This is a genomic window from Microbulbifer sp. CAU 1566 (assembly GCF_023156515.1).
GTDB lineage: Bacteria > Pseudomonadota > Gammaproteobacteria > Pseudomonadales > Cellvibrionaceae > Microbulbifer.
This window is the reverse complement of record NZ_JALNMG010000001.1, coordinates 420543-442466: the sequence shown is the minus strand read 5'-3', so window position 1 is coordinate 442466 and position 21924 is coordinate 420543. Positions and strand designations below refer to the sequence as shown.

Sequence of the window (21924 nt, the reverse complement as noted above, 5' to 3'; positions counted from 1 at the left end):
AGCTGTGCAAAGAGTCGAACCATGAGCAATTTCCGCAAAGCCCCCAAGCGCAAGCTGGTCTCCGAGATCAACGTCGTGCCTTACATCGATGTGATGCTGGTGCTGCTGATCGTTTTTATGGTGACCGCGCCGCTGCTGATGCAGGGGGTAAAAGTAGACCTGCCAGACGCCCCTTCCGCGCCCATCGAGGACACCGATGATGAGCCGCTGATTGTGTCGGTCAAGGCAGATGGTACCTACTACCTGAATCTCGGCGATGATGAAAAGGTCGCCAAACCGCTGAAAGACATCAAAGACACGGTATCCAAGGTGCTGCGGCAGAAGCCGAAAACCCCGGTGCTGGTCTGGGGTGATACGGATGCAAAATACGGCCTGATCGTTGGCGCCATGACCCACCTGCAGCAGGCAGGGGCACCCAGTGTCGGTCTGGTTACCGAGCCGCCGTCAGAGTGACCCGGGGTAAGAGGCAAGTATGAACGGCTCTTACGGTCCGGCTATCGTTATAAGTGTTGCCCTGCACGCGCTTTTGATCGCGGTGCTGACGTTTGGCTGGGAGGCTGAGCACAAGCGCGAGCTCAAGCCGATGCCAAAATTTGTGCAGGCCAAGCTGGTGCAGCTGGAATCCAAGTCGGACAAACCCAAGGCGCCGCCGAAGGTGGATCTGCGCGAGAAGCGCCGCCAACAGGAGCTGGAGCGCCAGCGCCAGGCCGCTGAGGATAAAAAGCGCAAGGCCGCTGCAGAGCGCAAGAAGCAAGAAGAGGCGGACAAGAAGCGCAAGGCTGAAGCCGCCAAGAAAAAGCGCGAGGCCGAAGAGAAGGCGCGCAAGGAAAAAGAGCGCAAAGAGCAGGAGCGTAAGGAAAAACTGGCTCAGGAACGCAAAAGTGCCTTTGAGGAGGCGCTGGAAGACGAGGAGGAGCTGCGGGAGGCCAGTGACGATTCCGCGGCCGTGATGTCGGTGGCGCAGGCAATCCAGCAGCGTATTGAAGCGGTTTGGAGCCGTCCTCCCAGTGCCCGCAACGGCATGGTGGTGGAAGTGCAGATCAACTTTGTTCCGACCGGGCGGGTAGTGGCGTCCACCATTACCAAGGGCAGCGGTAACCCCGCTGTGGATAGATCCGTGTTAACTGCGGTCAAGAAGGTAGAAGTATTTCCTGAAGTGGCCGATGTGGCCCGTGAAGAACCGTCGCTCTTCGAGCGGCAGATACGAACCACCAAACTGATATTCAGAGTCGAAGGCCTGCGCCAATGATGAAAAAAACCGTCTCTCTACTATTTGCTTCCCTGGTGAGCTGCCTGCTGGCAGTGTCGGCCCAGGCACAATTGGTAGTGGAAATTGTCGATGGGAACCAGGATCCCACACCCATCGCCGTCGTTCCTTTTGATTGGTCTGGCAGCGGCGTGCTGTCGGAAGATGTGTCCGCTATCGTTTCGGCGGATCTGCGCCGCAGTGGTCTCTTCGCGCCGGTGCCCCGGGATGACATGCTGTCTTTCCCGAAAACTCCGGAAGAGGTGAGCTTCCGCGACTGGCGTGTGCTGGGTACCGAGTACGTGGTGACCGGTCGCATGCAACCGCAAGCGGGTGGCTACCTGCTGAGCTTTGACTTGGTCAACATCTTCGGCCAGAGCAAAATGTTCACCAAGCAGGTAACCGGTGGCCCGCAGCAGCTGCGGGATATCGCCCACCGCGCGGCGGATGAAATCTATGAAGCCATCACCGGTATTCGCGGTGCCTTCGGTACCCAGATGGTCTATGTGCAGGAAACCTCACGGGGCGGTAAGCCGAGCTACGCGCTGATGCTGTCGGATATCGACGGCGCCCGAGCGCGCCAGGTGCGCCGCTTCAGTGCACCGGTGATGTCCCCAAGCTGGTCCCCCAATGGACAGGAAGTGGCATACGTATCCTTTGAGACCGGACGCCCGGCGATCTTCCGGGAGAATATTCGGTCCGGTGCACGCCAGCAGCTGACCAATTTCAAGGGCCTGAACAGCTCCCCGACCTGGTCCCCGGACGGTTCCAAGCTGGCCATGGTGCTGTCGAAAGATGGCAATCCTGAGATCTATGTCCTTGACCTGCCTACCGGCAAATTCACCCGTATGACCCGCCACTTCTCGATCGATACTGAGCCCAACTGGATGCCTGACGGTAAATCGTTGGTTTTCACTTCGGATAGGGGAGGTAAGCCACAAATTTACCAATTGACTCTTGCCACGGGTCAAGTAGACCGCTTAACCTTCGACGGCGACTACAACGCGCGTCCGCGGGTTTCCCCCGATGGCAAAACGCTGGTAATGGTGCATCGTAGCAGGGGGGTATTTACCATCGCTACGATGGATATCGTTTCCGGTAGAATGCGTGTTCTTACGGAGACGCGCCTGGACGAATCCCCAAGCATTGCGCCCAATGGCGCGATGCTGATGTACGCCACCAAGCGGGGGAGCAAGGGTATTCTAGCTGCGGTGTCGCTGGATGCCGGGGTGAAATACAGCCTGCCTTCGCAGCAGGGAGATGTCCGCGAGCCGGCGTGGTCGCCTTACTTTGATTGATGCAGTACTGGCCGTATTCCTTATGAGTTTGCGGCAGGTGTGAGATCAAGCAAATAAGAAGAAGTCGAACCAAGGTAAAATCTTGGGTTTGAATGATGTCTTACAGGATTTTTCGATAACACTAAAGCGGAGTTGTTTATGTTCAAATCAGTAAAAACCGGCTTGGGCCTGGCTTGCGTACTGGCAGTAATGGCTGGTTGTTCCAGCACCGATACCGACGATAGCGCTAACGCTAATCAGTTCGACCAAACCCCTCCTCCGGTAGTTGAAGAGACTCCGGCGCAGGAAGTAGCCGTTCCTTTGGATAACGTCGTGTACTTCGACTTCGACCAGAGCCTGCTGAAGCCTTCTAACCGTGAGCTGCTGATCAAGCACGCTGACCGTATGCGCGCTTCTACCGGCACTGTACGTCTGGAAGGTCACGCTGACGAACTGGGTACTCGTGAATACAACCTGGCTCTGGGTGAGCGTCGCGCCAACGCGGTTCGCGACTTCCTGGTGCTGCAAGGTGTAAACGCTGCCAACCTGGAAGTGATCAGCTACGGTGAAGAGCGCCCGGCTCAGAACGGCTCCAGCGAGAGCGCCCGTGCTATGAACCGTCGCGTGGTTATCAACTAATCTAGAAGCATGCAATCGACATTTCTGATTAGAAGTATCGCGGTAACCGCAGCCTTTATGGCTGCGGTTTCGCCCGTATTCGCGCAAGCTCCGATTGTGGACCTGTCTGATGGCAGCTCGGTCAATCGAGGCTCTGCAACCCCTCCACCCCCGAGCTATCCTCAGCTCGCCAGTCGCACCGACACCTCTGCCAGTCGCTTGCAGGCAAATCCGCAAGCGGAAGCCTATTACCAAATGCAGGTATTGCAGCAGGAAGTGCAGGAATTGCGGGGTGCAGTGGAAGAGTTAAAACATGAGGTCAAGCGGTTGCGCCAGCAGCGCACCGAGGACTACATGGACCTGGATCGGCGTATCGCGCGCATTTCCGGTGAGGCGCCGTCTTCCGGTGCTCCCGATGGCGAGGCGTCAAATGGTGCTAACGGCAGCGCTTCCGATCCGGTGGCAAACACCGGCGGCACAGCTCCGGGAGGCCAGAAAAGCACCCAGGATGAGCAAAACCGCTACAGCGACAGTATCGGCCTGGCCCGCAAAGGTGATTACAGTGCCGCCAGCAAAGGCCTGAAAAGCCTGCTGGATGACTTCCCCAATGGACAGTACGCCCCCAATGCCAATTACTGGTTGGGCGAGATTGCCCTGGTGCAGGGACAGGTAGAAGAGGCACGCACCTGGTTTGTTGCGCTGCTGGATGGCTACCCCAACTCCAGTAAAGTCTGGGATGGTCGCTACAAGCTCGGCACCGTTTATCACCAGTTGGGTGACAACGCCAAGGCAAAAGAGTTGTTGGAGCAGGTGGCAGCGAGTGATGCACGTGCTTCCCGCCTGGCGAAGGAATACCTGAAGGAAAACCTTCCGTAACACGCTGCTCCGCCTGCTCTTCTGGTGCAGGAGAGGGGCGGTGCTGGTTTTGTGATCAAAAAAACTCTATGATCCCGCGCCCGGGTGGTTGTTGCCACCCGGGCGTTTTTATATGTGCCACTCCTGCGGGTGGCGCGGGTAGCGAGATTTACGGCGAACCATGTCCGAGACCGAACTCAACATCAAGGCAGTCGATCTGACCTCGAGCGACCTGACCAAAGAGTCGCTTCGCATCAGTGAACTGTTTTATTCGCTGCAGGGGGAAGCCCGCGACTCGGGCTTGCCGACTGTTTTTGTGCGCCTGACCGGCTGTCCGTTGCGCTGTACTTACTGCGATTCCGAATACGCCTTCTATGGCGGCGAGCGTATGACGCTGGCTGAAATTTTGCAGAAAGTACAGAGTTACCCGGCCCGCCATGTGTGTGTCACAGGTGGTGAGCCTCTGGCGCAGCCGAATTGTATTCCTCTGTTAAAGGCCCTGTGTGATGCGGGGTATCAGGTCTCCCTGGAAACCAGTGGCGCCATGCCAGTGGATGCGGTAGACGAGCGGGTGTCGCGAGTTGTCGATTTGAAAACACCTGCCTCCGGTGAGCAGGGGCGCAACCGCATGGAGAATATCCCGCTGCTGACCGCCCACGACCAGGTAAAGTTTGTGATCTGCGATCGAGGCGACTACGACTGGGCCAGGTTTACCCTGGACCAGTACCGCCTGGCTGAGCGGGTGGGGGAAGTGCTTTTTTCCCCAAGCTACGAACAGCTGGCACCGCGCCAGCTCGCCGAGTGGATACTGGAAGACGGCCTGCCCGTGCGCATGCAAATGCAAATGCACAAATTACTGTGGGGAGATATTCCCGGCGTCTGACGCTGCAATAGCGAACAAGTGAATTCGGATTGGATTATGAGTGACAAGAAAGCAGTCGTATTGCTCTCCGGCGGTTTGGATTCCGCCACGGTATTGGCGATGGCCCGTGCGGAAGGCTACCAGTGCTACGCCCTGGGGTTCGATTACGGGCAGCGTCACAGCGCCGAGCTGATGGCGGCGCAGCGGGTCGCAGCAGACCTGGAGGCGCTTGAGCACAAGGTGGTGAAGCTTGACCTTCGGGTCATTGGAGGCTCGGCGCTGACCGATGACACCATTGATGTGCCGGAAGAGGAAACCAGCGGAATCCCGGTAACCTACGTGCCCGCGCGCAACACGGTTTTCCTGTCTATTGCCCTGGGCTGGGCGGAAGTGCTCGGTGCACAGGATATTTTTGTGGGTGTGAACGCCGTTGACTACTCTGGTTACCCGGATTGTCGGCCAGAGTACATTGATGCCTTCGAGAAAATGGCCAACCTGGCCACTCGCGCCGGGGTAGAAGGCAACAAACTGACGATTCACGCGCCGCTGATGAAGATGAGCAAGGCAGATATCGTCAAGCGGGGCACCGCGCTTGGGGTGGACTACAGTCTGACCGTCAGCTGTTACCAGGCGGAAACCAGCGGTGCGGCTTGTGGTCGCTGTGACAGCTGCCGTCTGCGCGCAGCCGGGTTCGCCGAGGCGGGGCTCGAAGACCCCACGGTTTACGCCTGAATTCCAGCGGATTTTGCGGTTATCCCGGTGGAGGAAAGCCGCTTGTAAGCCCTTAAATTTGTTAGAAATTTTTTTGTAACCAGGTCTTGTGTTTTCGGATTAGATCCGTAAGATACGCAGCTCCTCACATCGAGGGGAATTAAGGGTCGTTAGCTCAGTTGGTAGAGCAGTTGGCTTTTAACCAATTGGTCGCTGGTTCGAATCCAGCACGACCCACCATCTTTCCTCCCGATATCGGCCTTCCGGCGCTTCCAATCCGCCGAGCCGATATACTAGAAAACTCGCCGCAAGTCGGGTTATACAATGAGTTTTCATTTGCAGCCTGCTGGCTTGCAGATGTTTTTAAGGGTCGTTAGCTCAGTTGGTAGAGCAGTTGGCTTTTAACCAATTGGTCGCTGGTTCGAATCCAGCACGACCCACCATTTCCTTAAAACTCAACTCAAAAGCACTTCCTGAAAAATATCCCTCCAAAACCTTTCCCTCTGAAAATGCTTTTAGCCTATCAGTCCGATGTCGTGGCGATTTTCCGGATCGTTTCGGTCCTGTCGCGACCTTAAACTTGTTCGGGCTGAAGGTCAGCGAAATTCTCACAGACCGGTATAATGCCGGCTTTTCCCGGCAGTATCAGAGACCCATGACAGACAGCAGCGAAAAAATTGCCAGCAGTGCAACCACCGATAATGCGTCCAATCCAATTGACGCCAGGGATTTTGTACAGGATCACCTGGCGCATCCGGGTGTGCACCAGTACAGCGAAGACGAGCTGAATCTCTGGCGCGAGCGCATCAAGCGCCTGCTGAAAGAGCAGAATGCGGTTCTGGTTGCGCACTACTATACCGACCCGCTTATCCAGCAGTTGGCGGAAGAGACCGGTGGTTGTGTTTCCGACTCGCTGGAAATGGCCCGCTTCGGCGCCCAGCACCAGGCCGATACCTTGATCGTGGCCGGTGTGAAATTCATGGGGGAAACCGCCAAAATTCTCACGCCGCACAAGCGGGTGTTGATGCCGACCCTGGAGGCGACCTGCTCCCTGGATCTCGGCTGTCCCATTGACGAGTTTTCCGTATTCTGCGATCAGCACCCGGACCGCACTGTCGTGGTTTATGCCAATACCTCCGCTGCCGTCAAAGCCCGCGCGGATTGGGTGGTGACCTCCAGTATTGCGTTGGATGTGGTGGATTACCTGGATGAGCAGGGCGAAAAAATCCTGTGGGCACCGGATAAGCATCTGGGCAGTTATGTACAGAAACAGACCGGCGCAGACGTACTGTTGTGGGATGGCGCCTGCATTGTGCACGAGGAGTTCAAGGCGAAAGGGGTAGCGGATCTGAAGGCGCTCTACCCGGAGGCGCTGGTGCTGGTGCACCCTGAATCCCCTGCTGCGGTGGTCGAGTTGGCCGATGTGGTGGGCTCTACTTCGCAGATCATCAATGCTGCGAAAACCCGCCCCAACAAGCAGTTTATCGTGGCAACAGACCAAGGCATTTTCTACAAAATGCAGCAGCAGTGCCCGGACAAAGAGCTGATCATTGCCCCTACCGCGGGTTCAGGGGCAACCTGTCGCAGCTGTGCCAATTGCCCCTGGATGGCGATGAACTCCCTGGAGAATCTGTGCGGGGTACTGGAGCGCGGTGACAATGAAATCCTTGTGGACCCCGAATTGGGCAAGCGGGCCATGATGCCATTGCAGCGGATGCTGGATTTCCGCAAGCCATTGGACTGACTAAGTTCAATTCAGTAGAACCATACTTGGCTACTGAAGTCCGAAGCGCATGCTTTTGAATTGAAGGTAAAGTGGCGGGAATCCGTTTTCGAAAGCGTCGGCGACATGGACGTCGCCGACGCAGCGTACAGGGATGTATTGAAGGGGGGCGCCTAGCCCGGTTTCGAAAACGGATGCCCGGTGCTTTACTGCCACCGCTCCAGCTTTAAAACCATATCAAGCTAAGAAGGATTAAAGCTCCTTCGCCTTCTCCTGCATCTTGATCACATCTTTCATGCGCTGTTCCAGAATCGCGTGGGTCTGGTAGTCGTTCTGTGCCAGGCGCACACCGTGACGCAGGTGTTGCAGGGCCTTGTCGAAAACACCGTTCAAAATGTAGTACTCGGCGCGGGCTTCGTGCACGCCGACGATGTCACCGGCGAGGCCGTGGGTCTCCGCCAGCAAGTACCAGACTGCCGGGTCTTTGCGGCGCACGCGGCTGTGTTTCTTCAGGATCCGCTCTGCCGCCAGATAATTGCCGGCTTTAAAATGCGCGTTGGCCAGCCCCATGATCAGGGCGTGGTTTTTCGGGTTTTTATCCACCGCCTGCTGCAGGCGTTTGGTGGCGCTGGTGTAATCGTGGCGCGAGAGATCGACATCGGCGCGCGCCAGCACGAAGGCGTCTTTGTCCGGCTCCCTGTCCAGTAGTGGTTGTAGCGTCTCCAGCGCAGTATCTGGTTTGCCTGCCGCGGTCTGGGCCAGTGCCAGGCCGTAGCGAGCCGCATCTTCATTGTCGTTAACGCCGCGCAGCTCCGCCTGGAAGCGCTTTACTGCCTGCTGCGGGGTGGCTTCGGCGTTGACCCGGATGCGGGCGCGCATCAGGTGGTATTCGCGGCTGTCGCGCAGGGGGATCTTCTCCATGCGATTCGCGCGCAGCTTGGCGTCGGCGATCCGTTTTTCGGTAACCGGGTGAGTGAGCAGAAACTCCGGCGGGCGACGGTAGTAGCGGGTGGCTTTCAGCATCTGTTCGAACATTTCGCCGGCAGCCTGGGGGTCCATACCGGCCTTGGCCAGGGTCTCAATGCCAACGCGGTCGGCTTCCTGCTCGTTCTGGCGGGAGAAGCGCAGCTGGTTGTCGAGGGCGGCCGCCTGAGTGGCCGTCATGGCGGCGATGCCGGCGTCGCCGCCGGCGGTGGCGGCAAGCACCAGGGCGCCGAGCATGCCGGCCAGGGTGGGCAGGGTGCTGTTGCGCTGGGCTTCCAGCGAGCGGGCGTAGTGGCGCTGGCTAAGGTGCGCGAGTTCGTGCGCCAGTACCGAGGAAAACTGGTCTTCATTTTCGGCAAACAGGAACAAACCCGTGTGCACGCCCACCACGCCACCGGGTACCGCAAAGGCGTTCATGGTGTCGTTTTTGACCACCACCACATCCAGTTGCTTGTCTTCCAGGGGGCTGTATTCGGCAAGGGACTTGAGGGAGTTCTCTACATATTGCTGCAGCAGCGCATCGCTGGAGGTGCGCACCTGGCTGCGGAACATGCGCAGCCACATTTCGCCCAGTTCATTTTCCCTTGCCCGGGACACCAGGCCGCTGCTGGTGTCGCCAAGCTGCGGAAGCTGGATATGGTGGTCGTCTTGTGCGGTTGCTATCAGGGGGCTGGCGCCCAGCAGGAGGCCGGCGCCAATACCTGTCGCGGCATTGCACAGCCGCTGCCAGTAGCGCTTCAGGGGGCCGCCACTCGCCTGCGTGGGTTGCCTGAACTTGGAAGGGATCTCGGTCATATTGTTTACTGCGCCTGCCGGGTTTGCCTACGGCTAACACTATACGTAACCCTGTGAAACTGTCGAGGTTTTGATCAGCTCCAGGGCAAAAGGTTCTACTTCAATGACCCATAGACCGGGGGGCGCCGTTATAATTCGCGGCATTAACGGTTCTTTACCGCACTTTTATGACCAAATCAGATAGTTCGGCCACCGCCACCCGGGAATACCCGTGGGACTCCGCATACAGGGTAGATGCCCGTGGCCTTCCCTGCCCGCAGCCTTTACTGGCCATGCGCCGGGGGATAAAGCAGCTGGCCGTGGGGCAGCTACTGCACCTGTTGGCCACCGACCCAGCCTCCCAGCGGGATATCCGCAGTTTTTGTAGGTTGAGTGGTGTACCTTTGCTGCGGGCCGAGCAGCGTGGCAGTGAATTCCACTACTGGCTCCAGTGTGTGTCCGGCGAATAATCGACGCTTATTGAGCCCGTTTGGCGGGTTTTGAGACCATAAAAAGACGAGAGTCTGTGAGAGATCTGTATTTATGCTTGCGATTGTAAGGGGTTGGATAAATCGCTATTTCAGCCAGGAAGAGGTGGTACTACTGGTTTTGCTGCTGTTGGCAGCGATGGTGGTGCTGGCGACTCTGGGAGGGGTACTGGCTCCGGTGCTGGCCGCGCTGGTCATCGCCTTTTTGATGCAGGGTATGGTGCAGCGACTCCAATCCTGGAAGGTACCGCACTGGCTGTCCGTGACCATCGCCTGCGTGGTGCTGGTTGGCACCATTGTTGGCCTTCTTTTTGTGGTGCTGCCGATAATCTGGCGCCAGACGGGACGGCTGTTTGATGAATTGCCGAATATGATCAATCAGGGCCACGAGCTGCTGTTGTTACTGCCTGAGCAGTACCCTCGGCTGGTGACCGCGCAGCAGATAGATGAAATCTTCACCACACTGGGCAGTGAACTGGGTACCCTGGGGCAAACCGTGTTTGCCTTCTCCCTGGCCAACCTGCCGATCTTTGCGGCGGTACTTATCTATGTGGTGATTGTTCCCATCCTGGTGTTCTTTTTCCTCAAGGACTCCGGCAAGTTGTTGAACTGGTGCGCCTCCTTCCTGCCACAGCAGCGCCCGATGCTGCGCCAGATCTGGCACGAGATGAATGACCAGGTGGCCAATTATGTGCGCGGTAAGGTGATCGAGATCGCCATTGTGGCGGTGGTGAGCTATGTCGCCTTCCTGTTACTGGGCGTCAATTACGCACTGTTGCTGGCCGTAGCTGTGGGGCTGTCGGTGCTGATTCCTTATATCGGTGCGGCGGTGGTAACCATCCCGGTGGCAGCCATTGGCCTGTTCCAGTGGGGCTGGAGCAGCGAGTTTTTCTGGTTGATGTTCGCCTACGGCATTATCCAGCTGCTCGACGGCAATGTACTGGTGCCTATCCTGTTCTCCGAGGCCGTCAACCTGCACCCGGTAGCAATTATTCTGGCGGTGCTGGTATTCGGCGGTATCTGGGGCTTCTGGGGGGTGTTTTTCGCGATCCCGCTGGCTACGCTTGCCAAGGCGATCATGAACGCCTGGCCCACGGCAGATCACCAGGCCGCGTGGCAGGAGCGTGAGCTGCTGGCCGCTGCCGAAAAAGCCGAAGAAACCAATTGATTCTCCTGGCTTCGGCGGGAGTGGCATTCTCCCGTCTGGGGCACTAATATCCCGCGCTTTATTCTGGTCGCGCCGCCGCCCTGGCGCGGGGCCGCAAAACTAGCTATTGAAACAGCCACAGGAAAGACCCATGAGCCTTGCTGACAAAGTACTGGCAGTGAATAACGATTTGCCGATCCGCACCGACAAGCCTGTGCACAGCGGCAAAGTCCGCTCGGTATACTGGCTCACCGAGGCAGACAGCCGGCGCCTGATCGAAGAAAAGGGTTACCCGGTGGCTGCCGACGCGCCGCTGGCGGTAATGGTCATCTCCGACCGCATCTCCGCCTTCGACTGTATCTGGACCGGTGAAGGTGGTATGCGCGGTGTTCCGGGTAAGGGCGCGGCACTGAACGCCATTGCCAATCACTGGTTTGGCTTGTTCAAGGAGCAGGGGTTGGCAGACAGCCACATCCTGGATATCCCGCATCCCGCGGTGTGGATCGTGCAGAAGGCCCGCCCTGTCAAAATTGAAGCCATCGCCCGCCAGTACATCACCGGTTCCATGTGGCGCTCTTACAGCAAGGGCGAACGCGAATTTTGTGGCATCCAGTTGCCAGATGGCCTGCAGAAAGACCAGAAGCTTCCCGAGTTACTGATTACCCCATCCACCAAGGGTATTCTCACCGGTATTCCCGGTGTGCCGGAGGCGGACGATGTGAATATCACCCGCAAGAATATCGAAGACAATTTCGCTGCGTTCGGATTCAGCAGTGAGGGTGATATCGCCCAATACGAGAAGCTACTGAAAGAGGGCTTCGACGTGATTTCTTCGGCGTTGGCTGAACTGGACCAGGTGTTTGTGGATACCAAGTTCGAGTTCGGCTACGTGACCGATGCCGATGGCAAAGAAAAGCTGATTTACATGGATGAGGTGGGCACCCCGGATTCTTCCCGCATCTGGGAGGGCGAGCAGTACCGCAATGGCAAAGTGGTGGAAAATTCCAAAGAAGGCTTCCGCCAGGCATTGCTGAACTACTTCCCCGACCCGGACATCCTGCTGAACAAGGACCGCATGGACGAGCGCGAGGCCCTGGCCCGCGACAACGAGCTGCCGGAATCCATGCTGATGGATGTTTCTGCCACTTACGTTGGTATTGCCGAGAAAATCATTGGCGGAGAGTTGGCGATTTCCGACAATCCCAAGGCAGAAATCATTCAGGTTTTGCGGGATGGTTACGGTCTGATTGACTGAGTCGAATTTCTGATTGTTTACTTTGAGACCGGCCTCTGTGCCGGTTTCTTGCTTTTGGGGGGGCGCTGATTTGCCGCCACTAAAGTGGCTGCGAAGACCCAGCAAAAAAGAAAAGAACGCCAAGCCACATTTCGCCACAATTGATCCCGACCTTGCCCGCTTTATACCCCTCCGTCGCCCACTTGCCCCTGTTTAATGCCTTCATTGATGAAAACTCTGGAGGCACCAGTGAATCGTTCCTTTTTTCATACACCGCGTATTCACCGCGACTTGTTGATTCTTCCAACCAGCGAATATTACCGCCGCCGCTACCGCAAAAATCGGACAGGTAGCTGGCTTCTGTTATTGGTGACCGCAGCTGCTGTACTAGTTGCAGCCATGGGCGCCAAAGCGCAGGATCCGGGGGTGATTGATGACGTTGAAACCGGTCGCGCATTTAACAGTGTCAGCATGAACGAATCCGGCAGTGGTGATCTGCTATTTCAGACCACTGAACCGGGCCGCTATGTTCCCGCGATTCATCTCGGCACAGAAGTTGAGGTCAAGGTACGTGGCCTGGTTGCGGAAGTGACACTACAGCAACGATTCGCCAATACCTCGAAACACTGGCAGGAGGCGGTGTACGTGCTGCCGCTGCCGGAGAATGCGGCGGTCAATGGAATGGATATTGTTATTGGTGAGCGGCGCATTGTCGGTGAGGTGCGTGAGCGCCACCAGGCGCAACAGATCTACAAAAAGGCGCGGGAGGAGGGTAAGCGTGCAGCACTGCTGGAGCAGCAACGGCCAAATCTGTTTACCAGTCGTGTAGCCAATATCGCACCGGAAGAAGAGGTGGCCGTGGAAGTGCGTTACCTGCAGACCTTGCGGTTTGACCGCGGCCAGTTCAGCCTGCATTTTCCCAGTACCCTGACGCCACGCTACATGCCGGGTGAGCCGGTGTCTGCCGAGAAGAATGTGCATTTTAATGCGCACGGTTGGTCACTGCCTACGAATCAGGTGCCGGATGCGGACTTGATTTCTCCGGTGATGCAGCCGATGACTGAACTGGCGGAGCAGGGCAGTCACCAGATGAAAATCCGTATCGACCTCGGGATGGGGTTGCCACTTGCGGATATTTACAGTCCCTATCACGAAATCGATTTTCGCAGCGAAAGTGATCATCGCTATAGCATTCAGCTGAAGCAGGGCAGTGCGTCCATGGATCGGGATTTTGCTCTTTTCTGGCGGCCGCAGGGTTCCGCGATGCCGGCGGCGGCCATGTTTGCGGAGCAGTCGGCGAAAGATTCCCGTCAGTATCTGCAATTGCTGCTGTTGCCTCCTCAGGAAAATACCAACACACGCAAGTTACCGCGGGAAGTGGTGTACGTGGTGGATACTTCCGGCTCCATGGGCGGCAATTCAATTCGCCAGGCGAAAGAAAGCCTGCTGTTGGCGTTGTCGCGTTTGGGCGCAGCGGATCGGTTCAACGTGATCGAATTTAACAGCCATACCCAAGCGCTGTACCCAAGGCCGCTTTCCGCGACCCCGGAAAATATCCAGCGTGCAAGAGATTGGGTGGAATCACTTCACGCCCGCGGCGGCACTGAAATGGCGCCGGCGTTGAAACAAGCTCTCTCCCAGCAGCTCAGCGATGAGGTCGGCGAGCTGGTGCGTCAGGTGATTTTTATTACCGACGGAGCCGTGGGCAATGAGAGTGCCCTGTTCGAATTGATTCGCCAGCGCCTGGGCGAGGTGCGTTTGTTTACCGTGGGTATCGGCTCGGCGCCCAACCGTTTCTTTATGACCAAAGCGGCGCAATATGGGCGGGGCAGTTTTGTACAGATTGGCGATTTGAACGAAGTGCAAACCAAAATGGGTGCCTTGTTTGAAAAGCTGGAAAGCCCACTGGTAACCGATCTGCAGGTCCAGTGGCCCCAGGGCGTAAAAGTGGAAGCTTATCCTCAGCGCCTGCCGGATCTGTACCGCGGTGAGCCGGTGCAACTGGTGGCGCAGTTTGAGGGGGGAATACCTGACAGCAACAGCGCGGGTGAAGTCAAAATCAGCGGCCGTCTCGCTGGCAAGCGTTTCACTCACAGCCTGGCGCTATCACAATTGGCGGTGGACAGCGCCGGCAAGGGTATCGGCAGTCTGTGGGCAAGGGCCAAGATCGCATCGCTGCGCGATCAACAGCGCGAGCGAGGCAGACTGGCTGGGCCGGAAAGTGAGGATCCGCTGCGTCAGCAGATAGTACAGCTGGCACTGGATTATCAACTCACCAGCCCCTACACCAGCTTTGTTGCGGTGGAACAGCTGCCGGTACGCCCAGCGAGTGAATCTCTCAAGTCGAGCCCGGTGCCGAATGCGGTCGCCCGTGGACAAGTGCAGCAGCCGTTTACCTATCCCGCTACTGCCAATGGCATTTATGGACAGTGGCTACTGGCGGCACTTCTTTTCTCGCTCGGCGGCTTGCTGCGTCGGCTGCAAAAGCCGCGGCAAGAAGTTCAGGCGGTGAGAACCCCGGGTGTTTACGGTGTCCTGCGCCGGTGGCGCAGCGCGCTTGAACGCAGTGTTCGCCGCTGGTTGCGCAGTGTGTTGCCGGATGTGCGTCGAACCGACGCTCGCGCGCAGCGATTGGCAGGGAGCGGGCTATGACTCTCTCTGGTAAGGGCACGCGCTGGCTGTCCAGGCTGTTGATCTGCACGGGGCTCTGGCAGTTGGGTAGTGGCAGCTGGCTGTGGCTCAAGGCGGAGCTGGCGCAGTACCTCATCAGCGATTCCTGGCAGCGCCAAATTGCCAGTGGCGAAATACACAAGCCCTGGCCCTGGGCGGATACCTGGCCAGTGGCCCGGTTGCAACTGGGTGATGAAAAGCCATTGGTGGTACTTGAAGGAGCCAGCGGACAAGCGCTGGCTTTTGGGCCCGGGATGGTTCAAACAGACATCCCGTCACCAGATGGCGGTGCAGCAGCGCCGATCACCGTCATTGCCGCACACCGGGACACCCATTTTCGAGGGCTGGAGCGATTGCATCCGGGGTCCCCGGTTCAGCTGCAGGGGCCCGATGGCCGCTGGCAGAGATATGCGGTGCGTGAGGCGCGGGTGGTTGATAGCCGCAGCGGAGTGTTGCCGAGCTTTTCGCATTCGGGGAATGCCGCCGGCGTGATGCTGGTGACCTGCTACCCTTTTGACGCGGTGGATGCCGGTGGCCCCCTGAGATACCTGGTATACGCAGAACATGTGGATCGGCCAGCAGTGGTTGAATCGATGATTGAATCGGGGGCTGAATCGGTAGTTGAGCTATAGCTTATTGGCAGGCTGCCCCCAAGTTGCAGGGGGCTTTTGCATTCTGGTCCAGGTGCTGCGGGCGGACCGGGTGGTTGGCGCTGGAAGCGACTATCCGTCGAAAACCTGGCGACTTGGTACGAGCGTGACCAAAAAGTGATTTCTGGACTCTATTTTGTAACCGAATTTCGCGAATTTACGGCAAAACTATCCGCTGAACAGGGTTTGGGAAAACTATTTGTTTTGGAATTTGGTTTTATTTGTTACTAATCGTCCTATCTGGTAAATCGTTTGTAGTAATACTACAATCGCCTCCGCTTGCTTACACCGGTCCGTTAATTGAGGACAGTGGCACCGATTGAGGTGCTGAATCCGGTCCAAATATTGATTGGCTGACCCCGTAAGCACTTTCGAATTCAATGCCGAATTCATGTCGAGCCGGTCTCAACAACCGGCGGTATTCAGGTCGCACAGTCCCTCTGATTTCACCCAGTGCTGAAACGCTGTTTGGTGAACGCTGCTTTTCCGCCACTTCAGGCGGTGAATTGGCGATTACGGTATCTATTTGTGAGTAGCCTCCGGGGTTTGAGGTACTGTTGCGCAGCAAAAATTCTGACCATAAAAAACCGACTCGACGTCGTATATTCGCCGAGGAGCATTTGATGCACGAAGAAACCGACATTCAGGAAACGCAGGAATGGCTGGACGCGCTGCAGGCGGTAATCCGCCACAGCGGCAAGGAACGCGCCGCGTTCCTGATCAAGCAGCTGTCTGACCGCGCCACCAACACTGGCGTTCAGTTGCCGGCGGCCATCACCACCCCTTATCGCAATACCATTCCGCAGGACGCGGAAAAGCGTATGCCCGGCGATCTGTTCATGGAGCGTCGAATCCGCTCCCTGATCCGCTGGAACGCGCTGGCCATGGTGGTGCGCGCCAACTCCAACAGTGACAGCCTCGGCGGCCACATCGCGAGTTTCTCTTCTGCAGCGACCCTGTACGATGTTGCCTTCAACTATTTCTTCCGTGGCAACGAAGGTGAAGAGCGCGGCGACCTGATTTTCTTCCAGGGCCACAGTGCACCGGGGATCTATGCTCGTTCCTATCTGGAAGGCCGCTTCGACGAAGAGCAGCTGGACAACTTCCGCCGCGAAGTGAACGGCAATGGCCTGTCCTCCTACCCGCACCCCTGGCTGATGCCGGAATACTGGCAATTCCCCACCGTATCCATGGGTCTGGGCCCGATCCAGGCGATTTACCAGGCGCACATCATGCGTTACCTGTCTGCCCGTGGCCTGTCGCCGCGCGGCGATCGCAAGGTATGGGCATTCCTGGGCGACGGCGAGTGTGACGAGCCGGAATCCCTCGGCGCCATCGCCCTGGCGGGCCGCGAGAAGCTGGAAAACCTGGTATTCGTGGTCAACTGTAACCTGCAGCGTCTGGACGGCCCGGTACGTGGTAACGGCAAGATCGTGCAGGAGCTGGAAGGCGTATTCCGCGGTGCCGGCTGGAACGTGATCAAGGTCCTGTGGGGCCGTTTATGGGATCCGCTGTTCGAAAAAGACGAAAAAGGTCTGCTGCAGAAAGTCATGGACGAAACTGTCGATGGCGAGATGCAGAACTTCAAGGCCAATGGCGGCGCCTACACCCGCGAGCATTTCTTCGGCAAATACCCGGAGCTGGCGGAGATGGTCAAGGACTTCTCCGACGACGAGATCATGAAGCTCAACCGCGGTGGCCACGACCCGTACAAAGTGTACGCGGCCTACGCCGAAGCCATGGCGAGCAAGGGCAAGCCCACCGTGATCCTGGCACAGACCGTAAAAGGCTACGGCCTGGGTGCTGCCGGTGAAGCGGCGATGGACACCCACAACGTCAAGAAGATGGACACAGAAGCGCTGAAGCGTTTCCGCGACCGCTTCGCGATTCCGATTACCGACAAGGAAATCGAAGAAGTCCCTTACTACCGTCCGGCGCCAGACAGCCCGGAAATGAAGTACATGGCCGAGCGCCGCAAGGCACTGGGTGGCCCGGTACCTTCTCGCACCACCGAAGTGGCCAAGCTGGAAATCCCGGAACTGGACGCCTTCAGCGCCCTGACCAAAGGCTCCGGCGACCGCGAAATTTCCACCACCATGGCGTTCGTACGCGCGCTGTCCGTGCTGGTGAAAGACAAGAAAATGGGCCAGAACGTCGCGCCGATCGTGCCGGACGAAGCCCGTACCTTTGGTATGGAAGGCCTGTTCCGTCAGCTGGGTATCTACTCTTCCCAAGGCCAGAAATACACCCCGGTCGACCACGGCCAGATCATGTATTACAAGGAAGACAAGAAAGGCCAGGTGCTGGAAGAGGGCATCAACGAAGCCGGCGCCATGTCTGCGTGGATGGCTCTGGCGACTGCCTACAGCAACCACGGCGTGCCGATGGTGCCTTTCTATATCTATTACTCCATGTTCGGTTTCCAGCGCATTGGCGACCTGGCGTGGGCGGCGGGCGACATGCAGGCGCGCGGCTTCCTGATCGGTGCCACCGCTGGCCGTACCACCCTGAACGGTGAAGGTCTGCAGCACCAGGACGGTCACAGCCTGGTACTGTCCGGCACTATCCCGAACTGTAAGAGCTACGACCCGGCCTTCGGCTACGACCTGGCGGTAATCATTCGCCAGGGCCTCAAGGAGATGTACGAAGAGCAGCAGAACCTCTTCTACTACGTCACCGTCGAGAACGAAAACTTCCTGCAGCCGGAAATGCCGCAGGGTGTGGAAGAAGGCATTATCCGCGGTATCTACAAGCTGGACACCAATTCCCGCAAGCCCGCCAAAGGCAAAGCGGCGAAGAAGCACGTACAGCTGGTGGGCGCTGGCTCCATCCTGCGCGAAGTGATGGCCGCAGCCGATATCCTCGCGGATCAGTTCGGTGTGACCTCCGACGTGTGGAACCTGACCTCCGCCACCGAAGCTTCCCGCGAAGCCCAGGACGTGGCGCGCTGGAATATGCTGCACCCCACCGAGGCACCGCGTAAGGCCTGGGTGAGCGAGCAGTTCGAAGGTAACGAGACCCCGGTGGTGATTTCCACCGACTACATCCGTGCCTACGTGGAGCCGCTGCGCGAGTTTATCGACGGCGACATGATCACCCTCGGCACCGACGGCTTCGGCCGCTCCGACAGCCGTGAGCAGCTGCGTCGCTTCTTCGAAGTGAACCGCAACTACGTGGTGATTGCCGCGCTGACTGGCCTGGCGAAGCAGGGTGTGATCGAAGCCAGCGAGGTGGCGGATGCCATCAAGGCGCTGAACATTGACCCGGAAAAAGTAAATCCGCGTCTGGTCTAACCCCGCGATAAGGAAACTAGAGATATGGCAAAACAAGTCATTAAAGTGCCTGATCTCGGCGGTGCCGATCAGGTCGATGTAATTGAAATCTCCGTTGCCGTGGGTGACACGGTAGCGGAAGAGGATGCGCTGATCGTGGTGGAGGGCGACAAGGCCTCCATGGACGTGCCCGCACCTTTCGCCGGCAAGATCCTGAGCATTTCCGTGAAGGAAGGTGACAAGGTCTCCGAAGGCGACGTCATCGGTGAAATGGAAACCGAAGCAGCAGGTGAAGCGGCGGAAGAACCCGCCCCGGCGCCGGCCGAAGAGCCTGCTCCGGCCCCGGTTGCTGCAGAAGCTCCGGCGCCAGTGGCAGCTGCCGGTGAAGAGAAAGAAGAGGAACTCAAGGTTCCGGATCTCGGCGGCGCCGACTCCGTGGACGTGATTGAGATTTCTGTCTCTGCCGGTGATTCCGTGGAAGAGGGCGATGCCCTGATCGTGGTGGAAGGTGACAAGGCGTCCATGGATGTGCCGTCTTCCGCTTCCGGTACCATCGTTTCCATCTCGGTGAAGGAAGGTGACAAGGTTTCCACCGGTGATGTCATCGGTGTGATCAAGACCGTCTCTGGTGGTGGCGCTGCGCTAGCACCCGCGGCAGCCGCACCTGCTCCGGCCGCTGCGCCGGCTCCTGCGCCTGCGGCGTCACAAGAACCGCCGGCCGCACCGCAAAAAGACCCGCACGTAGAACGCGACCACACCCCATCCGCCGAGGTTTACGCCGGCCCCGCCGTGCGCAAACTGGCCCGCGAGCTGGGCGTGACCCTGAACAAGGTCAAGCCTACCGGCCCGCGCAACCGCGTTACCAAAGACGACCTCAACGCCTACATCAAAGAGCAGGTGAAGAAGGCCGAGAGCGGTGCCGCCGGTGGTGTTGGTGGCAGCATTGGCATTGCGCCGATGCCGGAGATCGACTTCAGCCAGTTCGGCCCGGTGACTACCGAGCCCATGAGCAAGATCCACAAGCTCACCGCGGCGAATATGTCCCGTAACTGGCTGAACGTACCGCACGTTACCCAGTTCGACGACGCGGATATCACCGAGCTGGAAGACTTCCGCAAGTCCATGAAAGCCGAAGCCGAAAAGCGCGGCGTGAAGCTCACCCCGGTGCCTTTCCTGCTGAAGGCGGCCGCGGCTGCCCTGCGCGAAGTACCGAGCTTCAACGTATCCCTGCACAACGATGGCGAGCACATCGTCAAGAAGGACTACGTGCATATCGGCATGGCGGTAGATACCCCGAAAGGCCTGATGGTCCCGGTTATCCGCGATGTGGACAAGAAAGGCCTGTACGAGCTGGCAGAAGAAGCGACCGCCATGGCGATCGCCGCCCGTGACGGCAAGCTGAAGCCCCGCGATATGCAGGGTGCCTGCTTCACCATCTCCAGCCTCGGCGCTATTGGTGGTACCGGCTTTACCCCGATCGTCAATGCGCCGGAAGTGGGTATCCTCGGTGTTTCCAAACTGGCGATTCGCCCGGAGTGGAACGGTAAGGAGTTCGTACCCCGTCAGATGCTGCCGCTGGCACTGTCTTACGATCACCGCGCAGTAAACGGTGGTGATGCGGGACGCTTCCTGACTTATCTGGCCGGTGTGCTCGGAGACGTGCGCAAGCTGCTGCTGTAATTTCAGTTGCGTAAGTGTTAGAAAAAGCGCCGGTGGGTTTCCCCCGGCGTTTTTTTTTGCGCTTGTGGTTTTTTCTCTGGCACTTGCTGGCGGCAGATAATTGCTGCCGTTGAATCTCACGCTTTTAATTCTGGTTAAAAGTTGTACAGCGACGTCGTACACTTCTTACCCGCTAAACTGAAAGTACCGACACCTGTTCCGGAAGAAGGACTTCTCCGGGGTGTGGCGGTTGCGAAGTGAAGTGGCGAAGGAAAGGTCAAGTTGCGAGGTAGTCAGCGATGAGCCGCACAGGGATTGCAGTGGTGGCATTGGGCGCCACACTCTGCTTACAGGGTTGTATCTTCGTGCCGTATGGAAACGAAAACAGTTACGATCCATTTTTCTTTAATCCGGATGACAAGAGCCAGAGCGCGGACTTTGTGGAGGTGGGTAATTACCTGCCCAATGCTGCGGCACCGCCTGCGGCCAGCCGCCAGTGCTCAACCGATGTGGATAACGCCAGAGTCGGTTCGGCCTGTTGGTTTTTTCCGGTAATGCGGGTCTATTGATTCCGTAACGTTCTAGATGCAACCGGTTGCTTTGTTAAGGAGGCCCTATGCGCAAACGAGTGACACTTCTCTCCCTGTTGGCGGCAGCAACACTACTTTCTGCCTGCGGTACCAGCAGTGTGCGCGATCAGGTGGTCTACCCTAACAGTGCGCCCATTCCCCGCCAGCCGGTGGCGGAGCAGAAAACCAATTACGATGGCTGTCCCGGTGATGCCGAAGAGCTGGCCCCTGGGTCTATCTGCCCGGCTACCGCCCAGTGCTATGAAATTTCCGGCGGTCGTCGTTGCATTGTTTATGAAAAGTAAACCGGCCGCTTGTTCGAGCCGCGTTTTGGCTGGCAGTAGTTGAATATCCGTTTTGGGGCAGGGAGCGCCCTTATAGACGGTCACAGGACTGAATGTCACAGGGGAAGTGTTATGAAACTGCGTCAGCTTGTCTTGCTGGCTACCATTCTGGTGACCGCTTGTGCCGGTCGTGTTGAAAATGCCGCGAGCCTGGATGGTTTCTGGTGCGACCTTACCGGTACGCCGGCAACCTATTACCAGCCACCGCTGCCCGCCAACCTCACACCCGCCTATCCACGCGATTGTTTTGCCGGAGATATGCAGGTGCCGACCGCCAACACCTGTCTGGTAGATGATGCGGTGTGTTATCAGCTGGATACCGGCGCCTGGTGTACCGCTGGCCGCACACCGCAGTGCCCGGCCGGCTCCTCACCCATGGCAATGGAGGCACCCTGCCCGGAAGGTGGCAGGTGCTGGATGTACAGCGAAGGGCTTCGCTGCCACACGGTTGGCGTCTAGGAATGGCTGTGGCCAGGCAGTGACCATCCAGCGGGTATGATCTGGATTAAAGGCGTCCTGGTGGCCATTGATCAATTGGGCAATGCCATCGCTGGTGGCAATCCCGACGCCACTATCTCCGCCCGCACTGGTTATTTCGCGCGGGTCAAGGAAACGCCATTCCGCCCCTGGTGGCAGCTGATGGAGCGGATCATCGATTTCACCTTTCATCCCATCGACGGCCCCGATCACTGCTTCAATGCCTATCTCGCGGATAAGGATGAGGAGCATCGCGAGGGCAGTGACCTGGCGCGCGGTATCCTCGGGATATTGATTATGCTGGTTTGTATCCCGTTGTCCCTGCTGACACGTCTCTACGCGGTTTTCTTTCCCCGGCCTTAGC

The 21924-nt window shown here is 57.9% G+C and carries 20 protein-coding genes and 2 tRNA genes; 21 read left to right on the top strand and 1 reads right to left on the bottom strand.

Annotation, left to right across the window (positions count from 1 at the left end; genetic code table 11):
* The first annotated feature begins 21 nt into the window (after positions 1 to 21).
* The 10 genes from tolR to nadA all read left to right on the top strand — a co-directional run bounded on the left by tolR (position 22) and on the right by nadA (position 7313).
* Positions 22 to 453 carry a protein TolR gene (tolR, locus tag M0G74_RS01970; RefSeq protein WP_160152703.1) on the top strand — a complete coding sequence of 144 codons (432 nt, stop codon included), beginning with the start codon at positions 22 to 24 and terminating at the stop codon, positions 451 to 453.
* Positions 454 to 472: 19 nt separating this feature from the next.
* On the top strand, positions 473 to 1249 hold the full coding sequence (gene tolA, locus M0G74_RS01965; RefSeq protein WP_160152704.1) for a cell envelope integrity protein TolA: 777 nt from the start codon (positions 473 to 475) through the stop codon (positions 1247 to 1249).
* The gene (gene tolB, locus M0G74_RS01960) at positions 1249 to 2544 is read left to right on the top strand and encodes a Tol-Pal system beta propeller repeat protein TolB (RefSeq protein ID WP_248215287.1); all 1296 of its coding nucleotides are present in this window, start codon (positions 1249 to 1251) and stop codon (positions 2542 to 2544) included. Before tolA ends, tolB begins: the two co-directional genes overlap by 1 nt.
* Positions 2545 to 2682: 138 nt before the next feature.
* Complete coding sequence (locus M0G74_RS01955; RefSeq protein ID WP_160152706.1) at positions 2683 to 3162, top strand: OmpA family protein; 480 nt, start codon at positions 2683 to 2685, stop codon at positions 3160 to 3162.
* A 57-nt stretch (positions 3163 to 3219) separates the two neighbouring features.
* Entirely contained in the window at positions 3220 to 4017 is a 798-nt protein-coding gene (locus M0G74_RS01950; protein WP_248213718.1) for a YbgF trimerization domain-containing protein, read from the top strand.
* 160 nt (positions 4018 to 4177) lie between these two features.
* A complete protein-coding gene (gene queE, locus M0G74_RS01945; RefSeq protein WP_248213717.1) occupies positions 4178 to 4879 on the top strand; it encodes a 7-carboxy-7-deazaguanine synthase QueE in 702 nt (233 codons plus the stop codon).
* 36 nt (positions 4880 to 4915) lie between these two features.
* Entirely contained in the window at positions 4916 to 5590 is a 675-nt protein-coding gene (gene queC, locus M0G74_RS01940; RefSeq protein ID WP_160152708.1) for a 7-cyano-7-deazaguanine synthase QueC, read from the top strand.
* A 143-nt stretch (positions 5591 to 5733) separates the two neighbouring features.
* Positions 5734 to 5809 (top strand) — tRNA-Lys (locus M0G74_RS01935).
* Positions 5810 to 5936: 127 nt separating this feature from the next.
* Positions 5937 to 6012, top strand: a tRNA-Lys gene (locus M0G74_RS01930).
* 212 nt (positions 6013 to 6224) lie between these two features.
* The gene (nadA, locus tag M0G74_RS01925; RefSeq protein WP_248213716.1) at positions 6225 to 7313 is read left to right on the top strand and encodes a quinolinate synthase NadA; all 1089 of its coding nucleotides are present in this window, start codon (positions 6225 to 6227) and stop codon (positions 7311 to 7313) included.
* A 231-nt stretch (positions 7314 to 7544) separates the two neighbouring features.
* On the opposite strand, the gene M0G74_RS01920 is transcribed toward nadA, so the two are convergent.
* On the bottom strand, positions 7545 to 9071 hold the full coding sequence (locus tag M0G74_RS01920; protein ID WP_248213714.1) for a M48 family metalloprotease: 1527 nt from the start codon (positions 9069 to 9071) through the stop codon (positions 7545 to 7547).
* A 167-nt stretch (positions 9072 to 9238) separates the two neighbouring features.
* Between M0G74_RS01920 and M0G74_RS01915 the strand changes: the two genes are divergently transcribed.
* The 11 genes from M0G74_RS01915 (at position 9239) to M0G74_RS01865 (ending at position 21923) form a co-directional block, all read left to right on the top strand.
* Positions 9239 to 9520 carry a sulfurtransferase TusA family protein gene (locus M0G74_RS01915; RefSeq protein ID WP_248213712.1) on the top strand — a complete coding sequence of 94 codons (282 nt, stop codon included), beginning with the start codon at positions 9239 to 9241 and terminating at the stop codon, positions 9518 to 9520.
* A gap of 73 nt (positions 9521 to 9593) precedes the next feature.
* Complete coding sequence (locus M0G74_RS01910) at positions 9594 to 10706, top strand: AI-2E family transporter (protein ID WP_160152711.1); 1113 nt, start codon at positions 9594 to 9596, stop codon at positions 10704 to 10706.
* Between the two features lie 130 nt (positions 10707 to 10836).
* On the top strand, positions 10837 to 11940 hold the full coding sequence (locus tag M0G74_RS01905; protein WP_248213710.1) for a phosphoribosylaminoimidazolesuccinocarboxamide synthase: 1104 nt from the start codon (positions 10837 to 10839) through the stop codon (positions 11938 to 11940).
* 228 nt (positions 11941 to 12168) lie between these two features.
* Complete coding sequence (locus tag M0G74_RS01900; protein WP_248213708.1) at positions 12169 to 14571, top strand: marine proteobacterial sortase target protein; 2403 nt, start codon at positions 12169 to 12171, stop codon at positions 14569 to 14571.
* Complete coding sequence (locus M0G74_RS01895; RefSeq protein ID WP_248213705.1) at positions 14568 to 15221, top strand: class GN sortase; 654 nt, start codon at positions 14568 to 14570, stop codon at positions 15219 to 15221. The genes M0G74_RS01900 and M0G74_RS01895 overlap by 4 nt, the downstream gene beginning before the upstream one ends.
* Positions 15222 to 15862: 641 nt before the next feature.
* Positions 15863 to 18532, top strand: a complete 2670-nt coding sequence (gene aceE, locus M0G74_RS01890; RefSeq protein WP_248213703.1) for a pyruvate dehydrogenase (acetyl-transferring), homodimeric type — start codon at positions 15863 to 15865, stop codon at positions 18530 to 18532.
* Between the two features lie 24 nt (positions 18533 to 18556).
* The gene (gene aceF / locus M0G74_RS01885) at positions 18557 to 20191 is read left to right on the top strand and encodes a dihydrolipoyllysine-residue acetyltransferase (RefSeq protein WP_248213701.1); all 1635 of its coding nucleotides are present in this window, start codon (positions 18557 to 18559) and stop codon (positions 20189 to 20191) included.
* Between the two features lie 278 nt (positions 20192 to 20469).
* Positions 20470 to 20739 (top strand): hypothetical protein, encoded by a 270-nt coding sequence (locus M0G74_RS01880; protein WP_160152717.1) that lies wholly within the window; start codon positions 20470 to 20472, stop codon positions 20737 to 20739.
* Positions 20740 to 20786: 47 nt separating this feature from the next.
* Positions 20787 to 21044 carry a hypothetical protein gene (locus M0G74_RS01875; RefSeq protein ID WP_160152718.1) on the top strand — a complete coding sequence of 86 codons (258 nt, stop codon included), beginning with the start codon at positions 20787 to 20789 and terminating at the stop codon, positions 21042 to 21044.
* A 111-nt stretch (positions 21045 to 21155) separates the two neighbouring features.
* A complete protein-coding gene (locus M0G74_RS01870) occupies positions 21156 to 21542 on the top strand; it encodes a hypothetical protein (protein WP_248213699.1) in 387 nt (128 codons plus the stop codon).
* Positions 21543 to 21578: 36 nt separating this feature from the next.
* Complete coding sequence (locus M0G74_RS01865; protein ID WP_248213692.1) at positions 21579 to 21923, top strand: hypothetical protein; 345 nt, start codon at positions 21579 to 21581, stop codon at positions 21921 to 21923.
* The last annotated feature ends 1 nt before the right edge of the window (position 21924 follow it).